Origin of the sequence: Pseudomonas mandelii (assembly GCF_024138395.1) — a bacterium.
In the GTDB taxonomy this organism is placed as follows: Bacteria; Pseudomonadota; Gammaproteobacteria; order Pseudomonadales; family Pseudomonadaceae; genus Aquipseudomonas; species Aquipseudomonas mandelii_E.
The window spans coordinates 1-22,594 of the sequence record NZ_JAMYDU010000041.1 but is presented as its reverse complement, the minus strand read 5'-3'; the positions used below and the strand labels follow the sequence as shown (position 1 = coordinate 22,594).

Sequence of the window (22,594 nt, the reverse complement as noted above, 5' to 3'; positions counted from 1 at the left end):
TGCCCTGATGAAAAATCAGAGCGAATACCAGCCGACCTGAAGTTGCGGGGTTGTCCTGCAACATAGAATCTCCCACAGGTTCTGTGTTTTAACTTGCCGGCCCGGAGCAAGCCCCTTCGCACAGGGATCTCTATTGTCTGGGTATTTTTGCTTGGGCCAGTGATGGCATTTTGGTAGAGTCCGCGCCTCATAAGGAGTCAGCAAAAGAAAGGAGTCTGGTTTGAGCGTGGGCAAGAAGATTTTAGGGCTTTTCGCGTTGCTGCTGATGGCGGCCCTGTGGGGCAGTTATTTTTACGTGTTTAAAGAGAACCGCAACGGCCAGCTCGGGGAGACGTTCAGCAGTTACGCCTGGTGCGGCACGCCTCCGGCCAGCGATGCCACCGGCTCGGGCAAGGACCGACTGTCGTTGCACATTACCAACAACGTCCACGGCGAGTTCATGCTCTCGGGCGCGGTGATTGTTTCCGAGCGAACTTTCGATCGTTATGATTTGGGCCGCAACGAACTGCGGCTGCGCATGGAGCCCATGCAATGGTCCTACGGCATTGCGCCGATTCTCATGGAACAGGTCAAGATCAAACTCCTGAGCCGTAACCTGTCTTCGGTCAACAAAAGTGCTTACGCGGAACTTGAGTCCAGACCCATCGGGGTCCAGGGACAGTCGACGGACTTTCCGTTCGACACCTATCGCTACGGCTACAAACCGGTGCTGTACATCCTCAAGGGCAACGAGCGCATCGATTTGAAGTTCAGGAACATCACCACCAGCATGGAGATGTCGAACACCTTTACGCCGACCCAGAAGTACAACCGTGTCGAGTACATCAACGAGAAAAGCTCGTTGATTCGCGAAGAAGACTACAAGCCTTACGGCGCCAACGAATGCGCGTTCAGCGTCGAGCGCAAGGGCTCGTTCAAAGTGATTGTGCTGCTGTTGTTGCTGGTGATGTGCCTGCCGCTGCTGCACGTGTTTTATCGCGATGAGCCGGGCATCGATTTTCTTGCGACGCTGGTGAGCATTGGTGCGATTCGGGTGTTTCTGGTGGGGCCGTTGAACGACTTCCAGCTGTACACCATCGACTTCCTGTTCGCCGCGGTGATTATCCTGGTGGGCACGGTCTCGTTGATCAAGGCGATGCGCGCGAACAGTCGGCGGGAGCTGGCAGCGAAAAGCGGATCTTCGTGGTGATGTCTCAATCTGTGTAGCAGTTGAAGCAATAGATGAATATTGTATGTTTTGATAACAAAACGCCGAGTATTGGCTATACCTGTAATTCCCATACGCAATATTGTTGCCCGGCCTTCTGACAGGAGTTACAAAGCATGAAGCTTGCGTTAATGATGAGCACCCTGTGCATCGCCTCTATCGGGATGGTGGGCTGCTCCAGCAAAGTCGTCGAGCCAGACCAGTATTCCGGCTTTCTCAAGGACTACAGTCAGCTGAAGGAAGCCAAGTCGCCTTCGGGTGCCGTGGTGATGCGCTGGATGGACCCCAAGCTTGATATCAACAAATTCTCCAGTGTCTACATCGAGCCGACCCAGCTCTACCCCAAACCGGAACCGACGGTGAAAATCCCTCAGACCACACTGAACGGCATCACCAGCTACTACGATCAGGCACTTAAACGCGAAATAGGCAGATCCCTGCCACTGGCCTCCGGCCCCGGGCCTGGCGTGATGGTGGTGCGTGCGGCGATCACCGCCGTCAGCAGCAAGACCGAAGGCCTCAAGCCTTATGAGGTCATCCCGATCGCTCTGGTGGCAGCGGCAGTCAGCACTGCCACTGGCATTCGCGACCAGGAAACCGATCTGGCCACCGAAGCAGTGTTTCTTGATGGCGGCAACAACAAAGTCCTCGCCCAAGTCGTGCGCAAGGGCACCGGCAAACCGCTGGATAACGCAGATCAGGTGATGAAGCCCAATGACGTGAAAAACGTGATCGATGGCTGGGCGTCAGATCTGCATCAGTCGTATCTGAAGCTCAAGTCCGAGTCCAAGTAATGCGGCGGGGCTGAGGGCCTCTTCGCGAGCAGGCTCGCTCCCACATTGATTCTGTTTCGATCACAGATTTTGTGTACGCCAGAGATCAAATGTGGGAGCGAGCCTGCTCGCGAAAGCGGTCTTTCAGGCTTATCAAGCTTCAGTGCTTTTTCGCCTGCGCGCGCACTCGTTCTTCCTGCTCGCGCAACTGCGGTGTGAATTCGGCACCGAAGTCTTCGGCCTCGTACACTTGGCGAATCTCGATCTCGGCCTCTGTACCTGGCATAGGGTTGGGGCAGCGCTTGACCCACTCGATGGCTTCCTCTTTCGACTTCACCTGCCATATCCAATAGCCGGCAATCAGCTCTTTGGTCGCGGCGAACGGGCCGTCGATCACCGTGCGCTGGTCACCCGAGAAACGCACACGGGCGCCTTTGCTGCTGGGCTGCAGGCCGTCGCAATCGATAAGAATGCCGGCCTTGGCCAGTTCCTCGTTGAAATTACCCATCGCGGTCATCAGTTCTTCGCTGGGCATCACGCCAGCCTCGGAATCCGGGCTGGCTTTCACAATGATCATGAATCGCATGGTCTTGTCTCCGTGGGATTTGAGTGACTCACTGCATAGTCGAATGGGCGTGTCCTGATTCGACAGCGCTGCTAAAGGAGGATAGCTACAAACTTTCTGATACCCCGTATCCCCCCTACATGAGTTTGCATGACGATTTGTGTCCAGTTTTGTGCGACGACATATCACAATTTGTATCTGGGCATAGGTCGCCAGACCATTTCGTGGTTAACTTCGGCCTCGTCAAAATTCTCTACATCAACGTTCAGAAGGACTCCGTTCATGGCTCAAGTCACTCTTAAAGGCAACCCGGTTCAAGTCAACGGCCAATTGCCACAAGCCGGTTCCCAGGCGCCAGCCTTTTCCCTGGTTGCCGGCAATCTGTCGGACGTTTCCCTGAAGGATTTCGCCGGCAAGCGCAAAGTGCTGAACATCTTCCCAAGCGTCGACACCCCGACCTGCGCCACTTCCGTGCGCAAGTTCAACGCCCAGGCCAATGACATCGCCAACACCGTCGTGCTGTGCATCTCCGCTGACCTGCCGTTCGCCCAGGCTCGTTTCTGCGGCGCCGAAGGTCTGGAAAACGTGCAGAACCTTTCGACCCTGCGCGGTGCCGAGTTCATCGAGAACTACGGCGTGGCGATTGCCGATGGCCCACTCAAAGGCCTGACCGCCCGTGCCGTCGTGGTGCTGGACGAAAACGACAAGGTCCTGCACAGCGAACTGGTCAAGGAAATTGCTGAAGAGCCGAACTACGACGCAGCACTTGCCGTTCTGAAATAAGCGAAGTTTTACAATTGTTAACGGCCTGGCCCTGTCCAGGCCGTTTTCATTTGTGCTTCAGTGTCTTAGCCAAATCTCCTGTTACGTAAGCCAAAGGTAAATTGCCGGTAAAGGCGCTTTGCTTAATACCCGCCAGTGCTTATCGTTCAGCCTCCTGTAGAAAGAAGCTTCACGCGCCCAATGGTTGATCATTCCATGCAATCCTCCGCTTCCCGTAATCCTCGTCGTTGGCTGTTCGGCCTGCTTGTCCTGTTGGTCATCGCTGGCCTGTGCTGGAAATTCTGGCCTGCCGGCAGCAGCCCGAAAGAGGGTGCAGGGCAGAAAGCCGTTGCCGGGCATACAGGCCGGTCGGGGGGGATGCGTCCGGGGTTTGGTGGGGCGAGCGGTCCGGTTCCGGTGCGCGTGGCGCCAGCGGTCAAAGGCGATTTTCCGCTGTATTACAAGGCGCTGGGCACCGTGACCGCGCTGAACACCATCAATGTGCGCAGCCGGGTGGGCGGCGAACTGATCAAGATTTCGTTCGAAGAAGGGCAGATGGTCAAGGCGGGCGACCTGCTGGCCGAGATCGATCCGCGTCCTTACCAGAACGCCTTGCTCCAGGCCGAAGGCACCTTGCTGCAGAATCAGGCACAACTGAAGAATGCTCAGGTCGATGTCGAGCGTTATCGCGGGCTGTACCGCGAAGACAGTATCGCCAAGCAAACCCTGGACACCGCCGAAGCATTGGTCGGCCAGTACCTGGGCACGGTCAAGACCAATCAGGCGGCGGTCAACGACGCCAAGCTCAATCTGGAATTCACCAAAATTCGCGCGCCGATCGCCGGGCGTGTGGGCCTGCGTCAGCTGGACGTCGGCAACCTCGTCGCGGCCAACGACACCACGGCGCTGGTGATCATCACCCAGACCCAACCGATCAGCGTGGCGTTTACCTTGCCGGAAAACAGCCTGGACACCGTGCTGGCCCGCTATCGCACCGGCGCCAGACTGCCCGCGGAAGCCTGGGATCGTGGCGATACCAAACTGCAGGCCACCGGCGTGTTACAGAGCCTGGACAACCAGATCGACGTCACCACCGGCACCCTGAAATTCAAGGCCCGCTACGAGAACCGCGATCAAGCGCTGTTCCCTAATCAATTCGTCAACGTCCACTTGCTGGCCGACACCCTCAAGGGTGTGGTGCTTGCGCCCTCGGCGGCGATCCAGTTCGGCACCAACGGCACGTTTGTCTATGCCATGGACGGCGACAAGAAGGTCACCATCCGTCAATTGAAAGTCGGCGCCAGTGATGGTGACAACACGGTGATCACCGAAGGCCTGGCCGCTGGCGATCGGGTGGTGCTGGAAGGCACCGACCGCTTGAAGGAAGGCAGCGAAGTGGAAGTGGTCAACGATCCCAAGGACGTGCCAACCACTCCCACCGAACACCTGCAAGGCAAGTCGGCCGCCACTGCGCCTGAGGCGACGGCCACCGACAAGGCGAAAAAGGGCGGCGCATGAACATCTCGCGGCTGTTCATCCTTCGCCCGGTCGCCACCACCCTGAGCATGCTGGCGATTATTCTGGCCGGCGTGATCGCTTATCGGCTGCTGCCGGTGTCGGCATTGCCTCAGGTCGATTACCCGACTATCCGCGTCATGACGCTCTATCCCGGCGCCAGCCCGGATGTCATGACCAGCGCCGTGACTGCGCCACTGGAGCGTCAGTTCGGGCAGATGCCCGGCCTGACCCAGATGGCCTCCACCAGTTCCGGCGGCGCTTCGGTGCTGACCCTGCGGTTCAGCCTCGATATCAACATGGACGTTGCCGAACAGCAGGTGCAGGCCGCGATCAACGCCGCGACCAATTTGCTGCCCAAGGATTTGCCGGCGCCGCCGGTGTACAACAAGGTCAACCCGGCGGACACCCCGGTGCTGACGTTGGCCATCACCTCGAAAACCATGCTGTTGCCCAAACTCAATGATTTGGTCGACACGCGTATGGCGCAGAAAATCGCCCAGATCAGCGGCGTCGGCATGGTCACCATTGCCGGCGGCCAGCGTCAGGCGGTGCGCATCAAGGTCAACCCCGAGGCTCTGGCGGCCAGTGGCCTGAACCTGTCGGACGTGCGCACTCTGATCGGCGCTTCCAACGTCAATCAGCCCAAGGGCAACTTCGACGGCCCGACCCGGGTGTCGATGCTCGACGCCAACGACCAGCTGACTTCACCCAAGGACTACGCCAACCTGATCCTCGCCTACAGCAACGGCGCACCGTTGCGGCTCAAGGACGTGGCAGAGATCGTCGACGGTGCCGAGAACGAACGTCTGGCGGCGTGGGCCAATGAAAATCAGGCGGTGTTGCTGAACATCCAGCGCCAGCCCGGCGCCAACGTCATTGAAGTGGTCGACCGGATCAAGGCTTTGCTGCCGAGCATCACCGACAACCTGCCGGCGGGCCTCGACGTCACGGTGCTCACCGACCGCACCCAGACCATCCGCGCCTCGGTCACTGATGTGCAACATGAACTGCTGATCGCCATCGCGCTGGTGGTGATGGTTACGTTCCTGTTCTTGCGGCGGGCCAGCGCCACCATTATTCCGTCGGTGGCCGTGCCGCTGTCGTTGATCGGCACTTTCGGCGTGATGTACCTCGCGGGGTTTTCGGTCAACAACCTGACCCTGATGGCGCTGACCATCGCCACCGGTTTCGTGGTGGACGATGCGATTGTCATGCTGGAGAACATTTCCCGATATATCGAAGAGGGCGACAGCCCGCTCCAAGCGGCGCTCAAGGGCGCCAAGCAGATTGGCTTCACCCTGATCTCCCTGACGCTGTCGCTGATTGCGGTACTGATTCCACTGCTGTTCATGGCGGACGTGGTGGGGCGCTTGTTCCGCGAGTTCGCGATCACCCTGGCGGTGGCGATCCTGATTTCCCTCGTCGTCTCCCTGACCCTGACACCGATGATGTGCGCGCGGCTGCTCAAGCGTGAACCCAAGGAAGCAGAACAGGGCCGGTTCTATCGCTCCAGTGGCGCCGCAATTGATTGGATGATCGCGGCTTACGGGCGCAAGTTAACGTGGGTTCTCAAGCACCAGCCGCTGACCTTGATGGTGGCTATCGGCACGCTGGCGCTGACGGTGTTCCTGTACATGGTGGTGCCCAAGGGCTTCTTCCCGGTGCAGGACACCGGGGTGATCCAGGGTATCTCCGAGGCGCCGCAGTCGATTTCATTTGCGGCGATGAGCGAGCGGCAGCAGGAACTGGCCAAGGTGATTCTCGCCGATCCGGCGGTCGAGAGCCTGTCGTCCTACATCGGGGTCGACGGCGACAATTCGACGCTGAACAGCGGTCGGCTGCTGATCAACCTCAAATCCCACAGCAATCGCGACTTGAGCGCCACCGAAGTGATCGCGCGTCTGCAACCGGAACTGGACAAGCTGATCGGCATTCGCCTGTTCATGCAGCCGGTGCAGGACCTGACCATCGAAGACCGGGTCAGCCGCACGCAGTACCAGTTCAGCATGTCGTCGCCGGATGCCGAGTTGCTCAGCCTGTGGAGCGGGCGGCTGGTGGAGGCCCTGGCGCAACGGCCGGAGCTGACCGACGTCGCCAGCGATTTGCAGGACAAGGGCTTGCAGGTGTATCTGGTGATCGACCGTGATGCGGCGTCGCGGGTCGGCGTATCAGTGTCGAACATCACCGATGCGCTGTATGACGCTTTCGGTCAGCGGCAGATTTCCACCATTTACACCCAGGCCAGCCAATACCGCGTGGTGCTGCAATCGCAGTCCGGCGAGAAGATCGGCCCGGATGCGCTGAACCAGATTCACGTCAAGACCACCGATGGCGGTCAGGTGCGCCTGTCCAGCCTGGCGCATGTCGAGGAGCGTCAGGCGCAACTGGCGATCACCCATATCGGCCAGTTCCCGGCGGTGATGATGTCCTTCAACCTGGCGCCCGGCGTGGCACTGGGGCATGCGGTCGAGATCATCGATCAGGTGCAGAAAGACATCGGTATGCCAATCGGCGTGCAGACCCAGTTCCAGGGCGCGGCCGAAGCGTTCCAGGCGTCGCTGTCGAGCACCTTGCTGCTGATTCTGGCGGCGGTGGTGACCATGTACATCGTGCTCGGCGTGCTCTACGAGAGCTACATTCACCCGATCACCATTCTCTCGACCTTGCCCTCGGCGGCCGTCGGCGCCTTGCTGGCGTTGCTGTTGAGCGGCAATGACCTGGGGATGATCGCGATCATCGGCATCATCCTGCTGATCGGTATCGTGAAAAAGAACGCGATCATGATGATCGACTTCGCCCTCGAGGCGGAACGCAACCAAGGCATGGACCCGCAAACCGCGATCTATCAGGCAGCGCTGCTGCGCTTCCGGCCGATTCTGATGACCACCCTGGCGGCGTTGTTCGGTGCGGTGCCACTGATGCTGGCCACCGGCTCCGGCGCGGAACTGCGCCAGCCTTTGGGTCTGGTGATGGTCGGTGGCTTGCTGCTGAGTCAGGTGTTGACGCTGTTCACCACGCCTGTCATCTACTTGTACTTCGACCGCCTCGGGCGGCGCTGGGGCCGTAAGTCCGAGTCCGTGGAACCGGTAGAGCAGCCATGAACCTGTCCGGACCTTTCATCAAGCGCCCGGTCGCGACGATGTTGCTGAGCCTGGCGATCATGTTGCTGGGCGGCGTGAGCTTCGGCCTGTTGCCGGTATCGCCACTGCCGCAGATGGACTTTCCGGTGATCGTGGTTCAGGCGAGTTTGCCCGGTGCAAGTCCGGAGGTCATGGCTTCGACTGTGGCCACGCCGCTTGAGCGCTCCTTCGGCGCCATCGCCGGGGTCAACACCATGAGCAGCCGTTCCAGCCAGGGTTCGACCCGGGTGATTCTGCAGTTCGACCTGGACCGCGACATCAACGGCGCGGCGCGGGAAGTGCAGGCGGCGATTAACGCCTCGCGCAATTTGTTGCCGAGCGGCATGCGCAGTATGCCGACCTACAAGAAGGTCAATCCATCCCAGGCGCCGATCATGGTGCTTTCGCTGACCTCGGATGTGCTGGAAAAAGGCCAGCTCTATGACTTGGCCTCGACCATCTTGTCCCAGAGCCTGTCGCAGGTGCAGGGCGTCGGTGAGGTGCAGATCGGTGGCAGCTCGTTGCCGGCGGTGCGCATCGAACTCGAACCCCAGGCGCTCAACCAGTACGGCGTGGCCCTGGACGACGTGCGCACCACCATCGCCAACGCCAACGTGCGCCGGCCCAAGGGCTCGGTCGAAGATGGCCAGCGGTTGTGGCAGGTTCAGGCCAACGATCAACTGGAAAAGGCCAAGGATTACGAGTCGCTGATCATTCACTACGCGGATGGCGCGGCCCTGCGCCTGAAGGATGTGGCCAAGGTCAGCGACGGCGTCGAGGACCGCTACAACAGCGGGTTCTTCAATGATGACGCGGCGGTATTGCTGGTGATCAACCGCCAGGCCGGCGCCAACATCATCGAGACGGTCAACGAGATCAAGGCGCAGTTGCCGGCGCTGCAGGCCGTGCTGCCGGCCAGCGTCAAGCTGAACCTGGCGATGGACCGTTCGCCGGTGATCAAGGCCACTCTGCACGAAGCGGAAATGACCCTGCTGATTGCCGTGGTGCTGGTGATTCTGGTGGTGTTCCTGTTCCTCGGTAATTTCCGTGCCTCGCTGATTCCGACCTTGGCTGTACCGGTGTCGCTGGTGGGCACGTTTGCGGTGATGTACCTCTATGGGTTCTCCCTGAACAACCTGTCGCTGATGGCGCTGATCCTGGCCACCGGGCTGGTGGTGGACGACGCCATCGTGGTGCTGGAGAACATTTCCCGGCACATCGACAAAGGCGTGCCGCCGATGAAGGCTGCCTACCTCGGGGCCGAGGAAGTCGGTTTCACGCTGCTGTCGATGAACGTCTCGCTGGTGGCGGTGTTCCTGTCGATCCTGTTCATGGGCGGAATCATCGAAAGCCTGTTCCGCGAGTTTTCCATCACCTTGGCGGCGGCCATTGTGGTGTCGTTGCTGGTGTCGCTGACACTGACGCCAATGCTCTGCGCGCGCTGGCTCAAGCCACACACGCCGGGGCAGGAAAACCATTTGCAACGCTGGAGCCAACAAACCAACGAGTGGATGGTCGGCAAATACGCCACCAGCCTCGACTGGGTGCTGCGTCACCGACGGCTGACCTTGCTCAGCCTGATCGTGACGATTGGCGTGAATATCGCGCTGTATATCGTTGTTCCTAAAACATTTTTACCTCAGCAGGACACCGGCCAGTTGATCGGTTTCGTGCGCGGCGACGATGGCCTGTCGTTCAGCGTGATGCAGCCGAAGATGGAAATCTTCCGCCGCGCCGTGCTCAAGGACGAGGCGGTGCAAAGCGTCGCCGGGTTCATCGGTGGCAGCAACGGTACCAACAACGCTTTCATGCTGGTGCGGCTCAAGCCGATCAAGGAACGCAACCTGTCCGCGCAGAAAGTCATCGAACGCCTGCGCAAGGAAATGCCCAAGGTGCCCGGCGCGCAATTGATGCTGATGGCCGATCAGGACCTGCAATTTGGCGGTGGCCGCGAGCAGACCTCCTCGCAATATTCCTACATCCTGCAAAGCGGCGATCTCGGCGCGTTGCGCGAGTGGTATCCGAAAGTCGTCACCGCCCTCAAGGCGCTGCCGGAACTGACGGCGATTGATGCGCGCGAAGGCCGTGGCGCTCAGCAAGTGACCCTGATTGTCGATCGCGATCAGGCCAAGCGTCTGGGCGTGGACATGGACATGGTCACCGCGGTGCTGAACAACGCCTACAGCCAGCGGCAGATTTCGACGATCTACGACAGCCTCAACCAGTATCAGGTGGTGATGGAGGTCAACCCGAAATACGCGCAAGATCCGATCACCCTGAATCAGGTCAAAGTGATCACTGCCGACGGTGCGCGGATTCCGCTGTCGACCATCGCTCACTACGAAAACAGCCTGGAAGACGACCGGGTCAGCCACGAAGGCCAGTTCGCTTCGGAAAGCATCGCTTTCGACATGGCTGAAGGTGTGACGGTGGAGCAGGGCTCGGCGGCCATCGAGCGAGCGATTGCCAAGGTCGGTTTGCCGGAAGACGTGATCGCGAAAATGGCCGGTACCGCCGATGCGTTTGCCGCCACCCAGAAGAGCCAGCCGTGGATGATTCTCGGCGCGCTGGTGGCGGTGTATCTGGTGTTGGGCGTGTTGTATGAAAGTTACATCCACCCGCTGACCATTCTTTCGACCTTGCCGTCGGCCGGGGTCGGGGCGTTGCTGTCGATCTATGTGCTGGGCGGCGAGTTCAGCCTGATCTCCTTGCTCGGGCTGTTTCTGTTGATCGGCGTGGTGAAGAAAAACGCCATTCTGATGATCGATCTGGCGCTGCAACTGGAACGGCATCAGGGCCTGGAACCGCTGGAATCAATCCGTAGCGCCTGCCTGCAACGGCTGCGGCCGATTCTGATGACCACGCTGGCGGCGATTCTCGGCGCCTTGCCGTTGCTGCTGAGCCGGGCCGAAGGGGCGGAAATGCGTCAGCCGCTGGGCCTGACCATCATCGGCGGGCTGGTCTTCAGCCAGGTGCTGACCCTTTACACCACCCCGGTGGTTTACCTCTATCTCGACAATCTGCGCCATCGTTTCAACCGCTGGCGTGGGGTGCGTACCGATGCTGCTCTGGAAACTCCGCTATGAATGACCGTTCGCTTATCAACCTGATCGCACCGCTGATCACGGCCCGAGGTTCGCGTTTGCTGAGCCTGTCGCTGTGCGTGGCGATGCTCAGTGCCTGCGCCATCGGCCCGGATTACCAGCGCCCGCAAGCCGCCGCGCCGGCACAGTACAAGGAAGCGGCTGGCTGGCGTCAGGCCAACCCCAGCGATTCTCTGGCGCGCGGTGCCTGGTGGGAGCTGTATGGCGACCGGCAGCTCAACGGCCTGATCGAAAAACTCAACAGCGCCAACCAGACCGTCGCCCAGTCCGAAGCCCAGTACCGCCAGGCCCAGGCCTTGGTGCGCAGTGCCCGGGGGGCGTTTTTCCCGACGGTGGACCTGACCGTCGGGAAAACCCGTTCCAGCCAAGGCACCGGTAGCAGCAGTTCGAGCCTGAGCAGTTCCTCCAGCGGTATTCGCGACACGTACACCGCGCAGGCCGGGGTCAGTTGGGAAGCAGACGTCTGGGGCAAATTGCGCCGAGGCCTGGAAGCCGACACGGCCAACGCCGAGGCGAGTTTTGCAGACTTGGCGGCGATGCGCCTGAGCCAGCAATCGGAGCTGGTGCAGAACTATCTGCAATTGCGGGTGATCGACGAACAGAAACGTCTTTTGGAGGCGACAGTCGAGGCCTATCAGCGCTCGCTGACCATGACCGAAAACCAGTACCGCGCCGGTGTCTCCGGCAAGGACGCAGTGGCCCAGGCCACCACTCAGCTCAAAAGCACCCAGGCGGAGATGGTCGACCTGATCTGGCAGCGCGCGCAGTTCGAGAACGCCATCGCTGTACTGATTGGTCTGCCGCCGGCCGAGTTCAGCCTGGCTGAAACCCAAGACATCCCGGCATTGCCGCAGGTGCCGCTGAGCCTGCCTTCGCAGTTGCTGGAACGCCGCCCGGACATCGCCTCCGCCGAGCGCTCAGTGATGGCCGCCAACGCCAATATCGGCGTGGCCAAAGCCGCCTACTACCCGGACCTGACCCTGAGCCTGAACGGCGGTTACAGCAGCAGCACCTCTAACAACTGGATCAGTGTGCCGAACCGCTTCTGGTCGGTCGGCCCGCAACTGGCCATGACCCTGTTCGACGGTGGGCAGCGCTCGGCGGAAGTCGATCGCAGCGAAGCGGCCTATGACGAGACCGTCGCCAAATACCGCCAGACCGTGCTCGACGGCTTCCGTGAGGTGGAAAACTATCTGGTGCAGCTCAAGGTGCTGGAAGACGAGGCCAAGGTGCGCCAGGAAGCCCTGGATGCGGCGCGAGAATCCCTGCGGTTGACCCAGAACCAGTACAAGGCCGGGGTCATTGCTTATCTGGATGTGGTGGTGGTTCAAGCCACGGCGTTGAGCAACGAACGCAACGTTTTGAGTTTGCTGCAGAGCCGCTTGATCGCCAGCGTGCAATTGATTGCCGCACTGGGCGGCGGGTGGGACGGGCAGCTTCAGGTGAGCGAAAAATAGCGCGCCGAAGCCTTGTAGCAGCTGCCGAGCCTGCGAGGCTGCGTTCGGCGGCGTAGCCGTCGTAAACCCCGTGCATACGGACTTCCTGAAACACCGCGTCGTTTGAGTTCACGACGGCTTCGCCGCCGAACGCAGCCTCGCAGGCTCGGCAGCTGCTACGGGCGAGCAATCAGTGACTGAAATAAACGTTTCATCGTCTTGATGGCCCTTTGATGACTTTGTGAGTGCGTTCGTCCGCGGAATCAGTACAATCGCCGGCTTTGCTCCCCGAGAACTAATACAGCACGGCGGGGGCGGTCGCGAGAAGTCCCATGCTCATCGGTAGTTATTCCATTACGCTGGTTTTCATATCGCTCTGTGTGGCGATACTTGCCTCTTATACCGCGCTCGACCTCACCGGTCGCATCGCCACGGCCAAGGGCCGGGCGGTGCATCTGTGGACGGCGGGCGGCGCTTTTGCGATGGGGATTGGCGTGTGGTCGATGCATTTCATCGGCATGCTCGCGTTCACCTTGCCGATCGATCTGGGCTACGACGCGACCCTCACGGCGCTCTCCCTATTGATTGCAGTCTTGTCCTGCGGTTTTGCTCTGTGGCTGGTCAGCCAGCCACAACTGCCGGCCTGGCAGCTGGCGTTCGGCGCGCTGGTCATGGGCGCTGGCATCAGTGCCATGCATTACACCGGCATGGCCGCGATGCACATGCAGCCGGGCATCGATTACGACCCCACACTGTTTAGCGCGTCGCTGCTGATTGCCGTCGGCGCGTCGGGCGCGGCGTTGTGGATCGCTTTTCGCCTGCGCCGGCACGCGCCCTATGTCCGCCTGATCCGCGGCGGTGCAGCGGTGATCATGGGTATCGCCATCGTCGGCATGCACTACACCGGCATGGCCGCGGCACGCTTTGCCGACGGCAGTTTCTGTGGCGCGGCGGCCGATGGCCTGAACGGCGAGGGCCTGGACAATCTGGTTCTGATCACCACCCTCGCCGTGTTGAGCATTGCCTTGCTGACGTCGATCCTCGATGCACGCCTGGAAGCTCGCACCGCCGACCTCGCTCAATCGCTGACCGAGGCCAATCGCGAACTCACCCAATTGGCCCTGCACGACACCCTGACCGGGCTGCCGAATCGAGTGTTGCTGGCCGACCGTATTGATCAGGCGATGTCGAGGGTGCAGGAGCAGGGCGGCTGTTTTGCGTTGATGTTCATTGATCTGGACGGCTTCAAACCGGTCAACGATGCTTTTGGGCACCACATGGGCGACCAGTTGCTGCGAGAGGTCGGCCTGCGCCTGCGTGAAGATTTGCGCAGCCAGGACACCCTGGCGCGAATCGGTGGCGATGAATTTGTGTTGCTGGTGCAACTCGCCGAACCGAATGACGCGCTGAACCTGGCGGCGCGTCAGGTGGGGCTGATCGCGCGCTCGTTCCGGGTCGCGGAACATGACTTGCAGATTTCCGCCAGCGTCGGCATCGCGCTCTATCCGGGTAACGGTCAGACCGCCGAGGAGTTGCTGATGAACGCCGACGCCGCGATGTACCACGCCAAGGGCGCCGGGAAAAACGGCCACCGCTTCTTCGACGCTTCGATGAACAGTAACGCGCGCAAACAGCTGCAGTTGCTGCAAGACCTACGCAACGCCGTCGATCAGCAGCAATTCAGTCTCTACTATCAACCCAAGTTCGACGCCGGCAATGGCCGACCGGTGGGTGCCGAGGCGTTATTGCGCTGGGAGCACCCGACCCAAGGCATGCTGCAGCCGGACACGTTCATTGACCTCGCGGAGAAGACCGGGCTGATCATTCCGATCGGCGAGTGGGTGCTCAACGAAGCGTGCTGTCAGATGCGCGAATGGTACGTGCTCGGTTATACCGATTGGCGGATCGCGGTGAACCTCTCGGCCTTGCAGTTCTGCCACGCCGGGTTGGTGCAGAGCGTCGCCAAGGCCTTGGCCACTCACCATTTGCCGGCCAACAGCCTGACCCTGGAAATCACCGAAACCACCGCCATGAGCGACGCCGATGCGAGCATGACGGTGCTGCAGGAACTCTCGGAAATGGGCGTCGACCTGTCCATCGATGACTTTGGCACCGGTTATTCGAGCCTGATGTACCTCAAACGCCTGCCGGCCAATGAATTGAAGATCGACCGGGGCTTCGTCCGCGATCTGGAACACGACAGCGATGACGCGGCCATCGTCTCGGCCATCGTCGCCCTCGGCCAGGCGCTGGGCCTGCGGATCGTCGCCGAAGGGGTGGAAACCGATGTCCAGCAAGACTTCCTGACCCAACTGGGCTGCGACTCGTTGCAGGGTTACCTGCTGGGCCATCCGCTGCCGGCTGATCGCTTCATGGCCGATATTCACCGCGGGGAGCAATTGGCGGCGGGCTGATAGACCGCGTTGTCGTTCTTCGCGGGCAAGCCTCGCTCCTACAGATTGATGGTGATCTGTAGGAGCGAGGCTTGCCCGCGAAGGCGTCAGATCAGCCGCACACAACCCATGCAAAAGCGCGCGATGGCGGTTATTCTTGGCCCCGACTGCTTACGCTTGTAACGGGGGGAAAGCCTGCATGGACAAAGTCATCGTCATCACCGGCGGCAGCCGCGGAATTGGCGCCGCCACGGCCCTGTTGGCCGCAGAGCAGGGCTATCGGATCTGTATCAACTACCAGTCCGATGAACAAGCGGCGCACAGTGTGCTGGAACAAGTCCGCGCACTGGGCGCCCAAGCCATTGCGGTGCGCGCCGATGTCAGCATCGAAGACGAAGTGATCGGTCTGTTCCACCGCGTAGACACCGAACTCGGTCGGGTCACGGCGCTGGTGAACAACGCCGGCACTGTCGGGCAAAAGTCGCGGATCGACGAAATGTCCGAATTCCGTGTTCTGAAAATCCTCAAGACCAACGTTCTGGCGCCGATCCTCTGCGCCAAACACGCGATTCTGCGCATGTCGCCCAAACATGGCGGACAGGGTGGCAGTATCGTCAATGTGTCGTCGGTCGCAGCCCGCTTGGGCGCCCCCAGCGAATATGTCGACTACGCCGCGTCCAAAGGCGCGCTGGACACCTTCACCATCGGTTTGTCCAAGGAAGTGGCGGGCGAAGGGATTCGCGTCAACGCGGTGCGGCCGGGCTACATCTACACCGATTTCCATGCATTGAGCGGTGATCCGGATCGGGTCAGCAAGCTGGAGTCGGCGATCCCGATGGCTCGGGGCGGGCGGCCGGATGAAGTGGCAGAGGCGATTGTGTGGTTGTTGTCGGATAAGGCTTCGTATGCGACGGGGACTTTTGTTGACCTTGGCGGTGGGCGTTAATTTTCGAGATTTTCGTTGTCCCGGCCGGCCCCTTCGCGGGCAAGCCTCGCTCCTACGGGTCCAGTTTGTTCTCACGACTTATGCAAAACCCGTAGGAGCGAGGCTTGCCCGCGAAGAGGCCGGTACTGGCAACATCAAACCTTCAGAACGACCGCACAATCCGCCCCAACGTCTCCATCGCCTTCTCCGAATCTTCAGTCCAGGGGCTGCCGTAATTCAACCGAATGCAATTTCGAAACCGCTGGGTCGGTGAAAAAATCGGCCCCGGCGCGATGCTGATCCCTTGCGCCAATGCCATCTGAAACAATTTCAGCGAATCCATCTGCGGCGGCAGTTCCAGCCACAGAAAATAGCCTCCGGCCGGTTGACTGACGCGGGTCTGGGCCGGGAAGTAGCGGGCGATGGCGGCGAGCATGGCGCTTTGCTGTTCTTCCAGGGCGTAACGCAGTTTGCGCAGGTGCCGGTCGTAGCCGCCATGTTGCAAGTAATCGGCGATGGCGGCTTGGGCGGGCATCGAGGCGCACAGCGATGTCATCAGTTTCAGGCGTTCGATCTTCTGCGCATAGCGCCCAGCGGCGACCCAGCCGATGCGGTAACCGGGGGCCAGGCTCTTGGCGAACGAACCGCAATGCATCACCAGCCCTTCGGTGTCGAAGGCCTTGGCCGGTTTTGGCGCCTGTTGCCCGTAATAGAGTTCGGCGTAGACATCGTCCTCAATCAGCGGCACTTGATGGCTGCGCAACAACTCCACCAATTCCTGCTTCTTCGCCTCGGGCATGGTCGCGCCCATGGGGTTCTGGAAACTGGTCATGCACCAGCAGGCCTTGATCGGATGCCGCTCCAGCGTCTGGGCGAGCACGCCGAGGTCGATGCCGTCTCGCGGGTGGACGGGAATTTCCACCGCTTTGAGCTTCAGCCGTTCCAGCACTTGCAGGCTGGCGTAAAACGCCGGGGCTTCGATGGCGACCAGATCGCCGGGCTCGGTCACCGCTTGCAGGCACAGGTTCAGGGCTTCGAGGGCGCCGTTGGTGATCAGCAACTCTTCCATGGGCAGCATCAGCCCGCCGACCATGTAGCGCAGGGCGATTTGTCGACGCAGTTGCGGGTTACCCGGCGACATGTCGGTGACCACCATGCGCGGGTCCATTTCCCGGGCGGCACTGGCCAGTGAACGGGACAGGCGTTGCAGCGGAAACAGTGTGGGGCTGGGGAACGCCGAACCGAAGGGCACGGTGGTCGGATCCTTGATCGAGTCCAGCACCGAGAACACCAGTTCACTGACGTCGACTTCGGTGGACTCGTTGACCTGGCTGCTGATCACCGGCTCCGAGAACGGGCTCGGTGCATGCGCATTGACGAAGTAGCCGGAACGCGGGCGGGCGCGGATCAGGCCACGGCGTTCGAGCAGGTAATAAGCCTGAAACACGGTCGATGGGCTGACGCCGTAGGTCTGACTGGCGTAGCGCACCGATGGCACCCGCTGGCCGGGACCGAGAACGCCGGAGCGGATCAGTTCAGCGATGTCGTCGGCGAATTTTTCGTAGCGTTTCATCGAGTGCTCGAGTTGGGGGCATTCTGGAAAATCGGCGGTGGCTTCTTCGCGGGCAAGCCTCGCTCCTACAGTACGTGGTGTGCAGGAGCGAAGCGCTCGCCATCTTAAAGGCTCAACGGTTCATCGGCGCAACAAACCGGCTGTTGGCCACGCTGTAGATGTCCGGTTCATCGCTGTCGACAATCTTGAAACCGATGGTCTGCGAGCTGCTGTTCGGGCGATCCGTGGTCATGGCTACCGATACCGGCACGTCGATGATCTCACCGGGGGCCAGGCTCAGTTCGGTCTTGCCTTGCAGCTGGAAGCCGTCGTCATCGACCAGCGTCAATCGATAATCCTGACGTTGCTGGGTCTTGTTGATGACCTTCAGGCTGTAGATGTTTTCGATCTGGCCTTCACTGTTCTCGCGGAACAGGCCACGGTCCTTGCTCACGTCCAGCGACACCATCGGCCGTTCCACCAGCGCCAGGGCGAGGGCGCCGATCATCACCAGCAGCACGGCGGTATAACCGATGAGTCGCGGGCGCAGCAGGTGGGTCTTGCCACCCTGCAACTCATGCTCCGAGGTGTAACTGATCAGCCCACGGGCGTAGCCCATTTTGTCCATGATCGAATCACAGGCGTCGATGCACGCGGCGCAACCGATGCATTCCATCTGCAAGCCGTCGCGGATGTCGATGCCGGTCGGGCATACCTGCACGCACAACTGACAATCGATGCAATCACCCAAACCGACTTCGACAGGTTTCACCTCACGCTTGCGTGGGCCACGGTTTTCGCCGCGGGCCACGTCGTAGGAAATGGTCAGGGTGTCCTTGTCGAACATCACGCTCTGGAAGCGCGCATACGGGCACATGTGCATGCACACCGCTTCGCGCAGCCAGCCGGCATTGATGTACGTGGCACCGGTGAAGAACAGGACCCAGAATAGGCTGACACCGCCGATCTGCAAGGTCAGCAGTTCTTCGGCCAAGGGACGGATCGGCGTGAAGTAACCTACAAAAGTCAGGCCGGTGAGCAGGCTGATCGCCAGCCATAAGGTGTGTTTGGCCGAGCGGCGGATCAGTTTGTTCAGGCCCCAGGGCGCGGCTTGCAGTTTGATCCGCTGGTTGCGCTCGCCTTCGGTGAGCTTCTCGCACCACATGAAGATCCAGGTCCAGGAACTCTGCGGGCAGGTGTAACCGCACCAGACTCTGCCGGCGAATACAGTGATCGCGAACAGACCAAACGCGGCGATGATCAGCAACGCTGAAAGCAGAATGAAATCCTGTGGCCAGAAGGTTGCGCCGAAGATGTGGAACTTGCTTTCGGAAAGGTCCCATAGCACCGCCTGGCGGCCGCCCCAGTTCAGCCACACCGTGCCGAAGAACAGCAGAAACAGAACCCCCGCGCCACTCATGCGCAGGGTGCGGAACAAACCCGTGAAGCTGCGGGTATGGATCAGATTGTCGCTGGACTTGGCCTTTATCTTTGGACGCAAAGGCTCATTGCTTTTTATAAACGAGGCAGGTTCAACGGTTCGGACGGGGATTCTATCGCTCATGGTCTTTCGCTCATCAGCCTCCATCAGGCCTGAGCACTATGACCAGCGATCTGTTTGCATAACAGACTCAGCTAAAGCAATAAAAAGCGGATCAGATGAGTTTTGGGTACCCACCTGCGACAACTTGATGCACCCGCAATGGCTGGCCGCAAACACCTATGCCAGGTGTTTGTGGCGGGTGTTGATGCAGATCAGTCAAATCACCGAACCACGGTCCGTGGACTTCAAATGTCGGCGACCGTCCACTGCGCCTGCTACGGTCAATGCATCGGCTTCTGCTTCGGTGATGTAGATGCGCTGGCCGTCGAGGTCGACCATCGACATCGATTTTTCCGGGTCGGTATTAATGGTGACATCGGCACAAAGACGAATTTCTTCGCCGTTTTTGGTGATGAAGAAGCAGGTCTGGTTTTCGATGCGCACGGTCATGGTGGTGTCCTTTTTTTCTGCGGATTCTGAAGTGTTAGGACCCATCCACCGGTCATCGTTCTGTGCAACCGATTAATGGTGGGTGCGGTCCACCCTTTATCGAGCCATCACATCATCACAAGGACTGCACCATGGACACTTGGTGGCATGAGGTTTGGGTCACGTTGCAAGCGGAGTTCGCTGACATCGGCGACGCGACTCAACTGACGCGCATTACCGTGCGATTGCTGATGGCCGCCGTGCTGGGTGGCATTCTCGGCTTCGAGCGTGAACAAAAGGGCAAGGCCGCGGGGGTTCGCACTCATATGCTGGTGGCGCTGGGCGCGGCGTTGTTTGTGCTGGTGCCGCAGATGTCAGGATCCCAGGCCGATGCCATGAGTCGGGTGGTGCAGGGCGTGATCGCCGGCATCGGCTTTCTCGGTGCGGGGACTATCCTGAAAAACGCCGATGGCGAGGAGGCCCATGTCAAAGGCCTGACCACCGCCGCCGGGTTGTGGATGACGGCGGCCATTGGCGTTTCGGCCGGGATGGGCCGCGAGGCGACGGCGGTGCTCAGTACCTTGCTGGCGTTGGTGATTCTCGGTGTGATGCCTATCGTCGTGCGCCAACTGGAAAAAGATCGACCACCCCCGTAGGAGTTGCCGCAGGCTGCGATCTTTTGATCTTCGGCAATCGTCAAGAAAGAGCAAAATCAAAAGATCGCAGCCTGCGGCAGCTCCTACAGGGGACATCATCACAGACTCACGATTTCCGGTGGCTGGGAGTTCGGCGGCTCTTCCCGGGGTGGCGGGCTGGTACCTGGCGGTTCCTGCTCGGGGACGGGGCCGGGTTCGGTTGGCGGGGTTGGGGGTATGGCCGGAGTCGTCGGCTCATCGATGTTCGGATCGGGTGTCTCGGCGGGGATAGGAATACTCATCGAAACAGTCTCCAGTGGCAGATGGCGTGAGTCGTGCTTAAGTTGATTGACCCGTACTCAGGGAGTTTGATTCCCCGAAAGCTTGGCAAATCCCTCTGAACTTTTACCGGCGCCTGCTGTTCGGAACTTAAGTGAGTTCATGCCGGGGCAGATCGCTTCGTGTGAACGACGACCAGGCACAAGAGCGTCCTTGGGGCGTTAAGGAGAGATGCTCGATGACCGCTGAGAAACCCACAGAGTTGAGCTACAACCCGCATATACCGCTGTCGCAGGCGTTACTGTTACCGCGGATCGTGATCGAAAACACCATGCCGACCCTCGATGGCGGGCAATTCGCCGTTAAAGCCATCATCGATCAGGACGTGGTGGTGACCAGCAAAGTGTTTGCCGACGGTCACGACAAACTGGCCGTGCGCATCCGCTGGCGTGCTGAGGACGACGACACCTGGCAGAGCGAGGTGATGACCGAACTGGGCAATAACGGCTGGCAGGGCCAGTTTCGTGTCAAGAAGCAGGGGCGTTACGTGTTCTGCCTCGAAGCCTGGATCGATCAGTTCGCCAGTTTTTGTTATGAGCTGGAGAAAAAACACGCCGTCGGCGTTTCGGTCAGCCTGGAATTGCAGGAAGGACGCACGCACGTCCAGCAGGCAGCCGAACGCTCCGAAGGCCCGCTCAGTGAACAACTGGCGACGTTGCACCATGAGTTGTCCGGATTGCTCGAAACCGAGCAAGTCGCCTTGTTTCTGCACCAACGCAGCGCGGACTTGATGGCCCAGGCCGATCATCGTCCCTTCCTGAGCCTGAGCCCGGAATACCCGGTGGAGGTGGAGCGCACACTGTCGCAATTCGCTAGCTGGTATGAATTGTTTCCGCGCTCGATCACCGATGATCCGGCCCGCCACGGCACCTTCAACGACGTGCATTCGCGGCTGCCGATGATCCAGGACATGGGCTTCGACGTGCTGTATTTCACGCCGATCCACCCGATCGGCCGCAGCTACCGCAAAGGCCCGAACAATTCGTTGACCGCCGGCCCCGACGATCCGGGCAGCCCTTACGCCATTGGCAGCGAAGAGGGTGGGCACGAAGCGATTCATTCGGAACTGGGCACGCGCGAGGACTTTCGCCGACTCGTCGCGGCGGCCGCCGAGCATGGGCTGGAAATCGCCCTCGACTTTGCGATTCAGTGTTCCCAGGACCACCCGTGGCTCAAACAGCACCCGGGCTGGTTCAACTGGCGGCCGGACGGAACGATCAAATACGCCGAGAACCCGCCGAAGAAATACCAGGACATCGTCAACGTCGACTTCTATGCCGTGGACGCGATTCCCAGCCTGTGGATCGAGCTGCGCGACATCGTGGTGGGTTGGGTCAAGGAGGGCGTGAAGCTGTTTCGCGTCGACAATCCTCACACCAAGCCATTGCCGTTCTGGCAGTGGATGATCGCCGATGTGCGGGCGTTGTACCCCGAGGTGATCTTCCTCGCCGAAGCCTTCACCACGCCGGCGATGATGGCGCGCCTGGGCAAGGTCGGTTATTCCCAGAGCTATACCTATTTCACCTGGCGCAACACCAAGACCGAGCTGGCAACCTATTTCACCGAACTCAACGAGTCGCCGTGGCGTGAATGCTACCGGCCGAATTTTTTCGTCAATACGCCGGACATCAACCCGGCATTCCTGCATGAATCCGGGCGCGCCGGTTTTCTGATTCGTGCCGCGCTGGCGACCATGGGCTCCGGGCTGTGGGGCATGTATTCGGGTTTTGAACTGTGTGAAGCGGCACCGGTGCCGGGCCGGGAGGAATACCTCAATTCCGAGAAATACGAAATCCGCCCACGGGACTTCAATGCGCCGGGCAACATCATTGCCGAAATCGCCCAGCTCAACCGCATCCGCCGGCAGAACCCGGCGCTGCACACGCACCTTGGCCTGAAGGTCTACAACGCGTGGAACGACAACATTCTGTATTTCGGCAAACGCAGCGTCGACGGCAGCAATTTCATTCTAGTGGCGGTCAGCCTCGATCCGCATCACGCACAGGAGGCGAACTTCGAATTGCCGCTGTGGGAAATGGGCTTGCCCGACGATGCCAGCACCCAGGGCGAAGACTTGATGAACGGCCATCGGTGGACCTGGCACGGCAAGTACCAGTTCATGCGGATCGAACCGTGGCATCTGCCGTTCGGGATTTGGAGGATTACCGCGTCCTGAGGGTGGCGAGGGGGTAGCAGCTGTCGAGCCTGCGAGGCTGCGTTCGGCTGCGAAGCAGTCGTCAAACCAGAACTTGTGGTGCATCAGGGCACACCGCGTCTACCGGATTCACGACTGC

The 22,594-nt window shown here is 60.2% G+C and carries 16 protein-coding genes; 11 read left to right on the top strand and 5 right to left on the bottom strand.

Annotated elements, in window-relative coordinates; translation table 11 throughout:
* Positions 1 to 220 precede the first annotated feature (220 nt).
* Complete coding sequence (locus NHU87_RS27725) at positions 221 to 1,189, top strand: hypothetical protein (protein ID WP_253554814.1); 969 nt, start codon at positions 221 to 223, stop codon at positions 1,187 to 1,189.
* Positions 1,190 to 1,323: 134 nt separating this feature from the next.
* Positions 1,324 to 2,001, top strand: coding sequence for a DUF3313 domain-containing protein (locus NHU87_RS27720; RefSeq protein WP_253554811.1), 678 nt, complete (start codon positions 1,324 to 1,326; stop codon positions 1,999 to 2,001).
* 139 nt (positions 2,002 to 2,140) lie between these two features.
* On the opposite strand, the gene NHU87_RS27715 is transcribed toward NHU87_RS27720, so the two are convergent.
* Complete coding sequence (locus tag NHU87_RS27715; protein ID WP_217854749.1) at positions 2,141 to 2,566, bottom strand: YciI family protein; 426 nt, start codon at positions 2,564 to 2,566, stop codon at positions 2,141 to 2,143.
* A gap of 261 nt (positions 2,567 to 2,827) precedes the next feature.
* On the opposite strand from NHU87_RS27715, the gene tpx reads away from it, so the two are divergent.
* The 7 genes from tpx to NHU87_RS27680 all read left to right on the top strand — a co-directional run bounded on the left by tpx (position 2,828) and on the right by NHU87_RS27680 (position 15,823).
* The gene (gene tpx, locus NHU87_RS27710; RefSeq protein ID WP_253554809.1) at positions 2,828 to 3,328 is read left to right on the top strand and encodes a thiol peroxidase; all 501 of its coding nucleotides are present in this window, start codon (positions 2,828 to 2,830) and stop codon (positions 3,326 to 3,328) included.
* A gap of 180 nt (positions 3,329 to 3,508) precedes the next feature.
* Positions 3,509 to 4,825 (top strand): MdtA/MuxA family multidrug efflux RND transporter periplasmic adaptor subunit, encoded by a 1,317-nt coding sequence (locus NHU87_RS27705; RefSeq protein WP_253554806.1) that lies wholly within the window; start codon positions 3,509 to 3,511, stop codon positions 4,823 to 4,825.
* Complete coding sequence (locus tag NHU87_RS27700; RefSeq protein WP_253554804.1) at positions 4,822 to 7,926, top strand: MdtB/MuxB family multidrug efflux RND transporter permease subunit; 3,105 nt, start codon at positions 4,822 to 4,824, stop codon at positions 7,924 to 7,926. The genes NHU87_RS27705 and NHU87_RS27700 overlap by 4 nt, the downstream gene beginning before the upstream one ends.
* Positions 7,923 to 11,030, top strand: a complete 3,108-nt coding sequence (locus NHU87_RS27695; protein ID WP_253554783.1) for an efflux RND transporter permease subunit — start codon at positions 7,923 to 7,925, stop codon at positions 11,028 to 11,030. Before NHU87_RS27700 ends, NHU87_RS27695 begins: the two co-directional genes overlap by 4 nt.
* Complete coding sequence (locus NHU87_RS27690) at positions 11,027 to 12,505, top strand: efflux transporter outer membrane subunit (RefSeq protein WP_253554781.1); 1,479 nt, start codon at positions 11,027 to 11,029, stop codon at positions 12,503 to 12,505. The genes NHU87_RS27695 and NHU87_RS27690 overlap by 4 nt, the downstream gene beginning before the upstream one ends.
* 311 nt (positions 12,506 to 12,816) lie before the next feature.
* Positions 12,817 to 14,898, top strand: coding sequence for a putative bifunctional diguanylate cyclase/phosphodiesterase (locus tag NHU87_RS27685; protein WP_253554779.1), 2,082 nt, complete (start codon positions 12,817 to 12,819; stop codon positions 14,896 to 14,898).
* Positions 14,899 to 15,076: 178 nt separating this feature from the next.
* Positions 15,077 to 15,823 carry an SDR family oxidoreductase gene (locus NHU87_RS27680; RefSeq protein WP_253554769.1) on the top strand — a complete coding sequence of 249 codons (747 nt, stop codon included), beginning with the start codon at positions 15,077 to 15,079 and terminating at the stop codon, positions 15,821 to 15,823.
* Between the two features lie 142 nt (positions 15,824 to 15,965).
* Here the strand turns inward: NHU87_RS27680 and mapR are convergent, their stop codons facing one another.
* The 3 genes from mapR to NHU87_RS27665 form a co-directional block, all read right to left on the bottom strand.
* Positions 15,966 to 17,375: a GntR family transcriptional regulator MpaR gene (gene mapR, locus NHU87_RS27675; protein WP_253554767.1), complete on the bottom strand. Its 1,410-nt coding sequence runs from the start codon at positions 17,373 to 17,375 to the stop codon at positions 15,966 to 15,968.
* Positions 17,376 to 17,487: 112 nt separating this feature from the next.
* Complete coding sequence (gene ccoG, locus NHU87_RS27670) at positions 17,488 to 18,918, bottom strand: cytochrome c oxidase accessory protein CcoG (protein WP_253554764.1); 1,431 nt, start codon at positions 18,916 to 18,918, stop codon at positions 17,488 to 17,490.
* A gap of 195 nt (positions 18,919 to 19,113) precedes the next feature.
* The gene (locus tag NHU87_RS27665; protein ID WP_253554748.1) at positions 19,114 to 19,347 is read right to left on the bottom strand and encodes a DUF3203 family protein; all 234 of its coding nucleotides are present in this window, start codon (positions 19,345 to 19,347) and stop codon (positions 19,114 to 19,116) included.
* Between the two features lie 131 nt (positions 19,348 to 19,478).
* Between NHU87_RS27665 and NHU87_RS27660 the strand changes: the two genes are divergently transcribed.
* A complete protein-coding gene (locus tag NHU87_RS27660; RefSeq protein ID WP_253554740.1) occupies positions 19,479 to 19,982 on the top strand; it encodes an MgtC/SapB family protein in 504 nt (167 codons plus the stop codon).
* A 98-nt stretch (positions 19,983 to 20,080) separates the two neighbouring features.
* Here NHU87_RS27660 and NHU87_RS27655 read toward each other — a convergent pair whose 3' ends face one another.
* Positions 20,081 to 20,263, bottom strand: coding sequence for a hypothetical protein (locus NHU87_RS27655; RefSeq protein WP_253554737.1), 183 nt, complete (start codon positions 20,261 to 20,263; stop codon positions 20,081 to 20,083).
* 215 nt (positions 20,264 to 20,478) lie between these two features.
* Between NHU87_RS27655 and NHU87_RS27650 the strand changes: the two genes are divergently transcribed.
* Positions 20,479 to 22,476, top strand: a complete 1,998-nt coding sequence (locus tag NHU87_RS27650) for an alpha-1,4-glucan--maltose-1-phosphate maltosyltransferase (protein WP_253554735.1) — start codon at positions 20,479 to 20,481, stop codon at positions 22,474 to 22,476.
* Positions 22,477 to 22,594: the final 118 nt, after the last annotated feature.

Excerpts from the sequence above, each read along its gene's own strand:
- NHU87_RS27720 (WP_253554811.1), top strand. The coding sequence starts at position 1,324 with ATGAAGCTTGCGTTAATGATGAGCACCCTGTGCATCGCCTCTATCGGG.
- NHU87_RS27715 (WP_217854749.1), bottom strand. The coding sequence starts at position 2,566 with ATGCGATTCATGATCATTGTGAAAGCCAGCCCGGATTCCGAGGCTGGC.
- tpx (WP_253554809.1), top strand. The coding sequence starts at position 2,828 with ATGGCTCAAGTCACTCTTAAAGGCAACCCGGTTCAAGTCAACGGCCAA.
- NHU87_RS27705 (WP_253554806.1), top strand. The coding sequence starts at position 3,509 with ATGGTTGATCATTCCATGCAATCCTCCGCTTCCCGTAATCCTCGTCGT.
- NHU87_RS27700 (WP_253554804.1), top strand. The coding sequence starts at position 4,822 with ATGAACATCTCGCGGCTGTTCATCCTTCGCCCGGTCGCCACCACCCTG.
- NHU87_RS27695 (WP_253554783.1), top strand. The coding sequence starts at position 7,923 with ATGAACCTGTCCGGACCTTTCATCAAGCGCCCGGTCGCGACGATGTTG.
- NHU87_RS27690 (WP_253554781.1), top strand. The coding sequence starts at position 11,027 with ATGAATGACCGTTCGCTTATCAACCTGATCGCACCGCTGATCACGGCC.
- NHU87_RS27685 (WP_253554779.1), top strand. The coding sequence starts at position 12,817 with ATGCTCATCGGTAGTTATTCCATTACGCTGGTTTTCATATCGCTCTGT.
- NHU87_RS27680 (WP_253554769.1), top strand. The coding sequence starts at position 15,077 with ATGGACAAAGTCATCGTCATCACCGGCGGCAGCCGCGGAATTGGCGCC.
- mapR (WP_253554767.1), bottom strand. The coding sequence starts at position 17,375 with ATGAAACGCTACGAAAAATTCGCCGACGACATCGCTGAACTGATCCGC.
- ccoG (WP_253554764.1), bottom strand. The coding sequence starts at position 18,918 with ATGAGCGATAGAATCCCCGTCCGAACCGTTGAACCTGCCTCGTTTATA.
- NHU87_RS27665 (WP_253554748.1), bottom strand. The coding sequence starts at position 19,347 with ATGACCGTGCGCATCGAAAACCAGACCTGCTTCTTCATCACCAAAAAC.
- NHU87_RS27660 (WP_253554740.1), top strand. The coding sequence starts at position 19,479 with ATGGACACTTGGTGGCATGAGGTTTGGGTCACGTTGCAAGCGGAGTTC.
- NHU87_RS27655 (WP_253554737.1), bottom strand. The coding sequence starts at position 20,263 with ATGAGTATTCCTATCCCCGCCGAGACACCCGATCCGAACATCGATGAG.
- NHU87_RS27650 (WP_253554735.1), top strand. The coding sequence starts at position 20,479 with ATGACCGCTGAGAAACCCACAGAGTTGAGCTACAACCCGCATATACCG.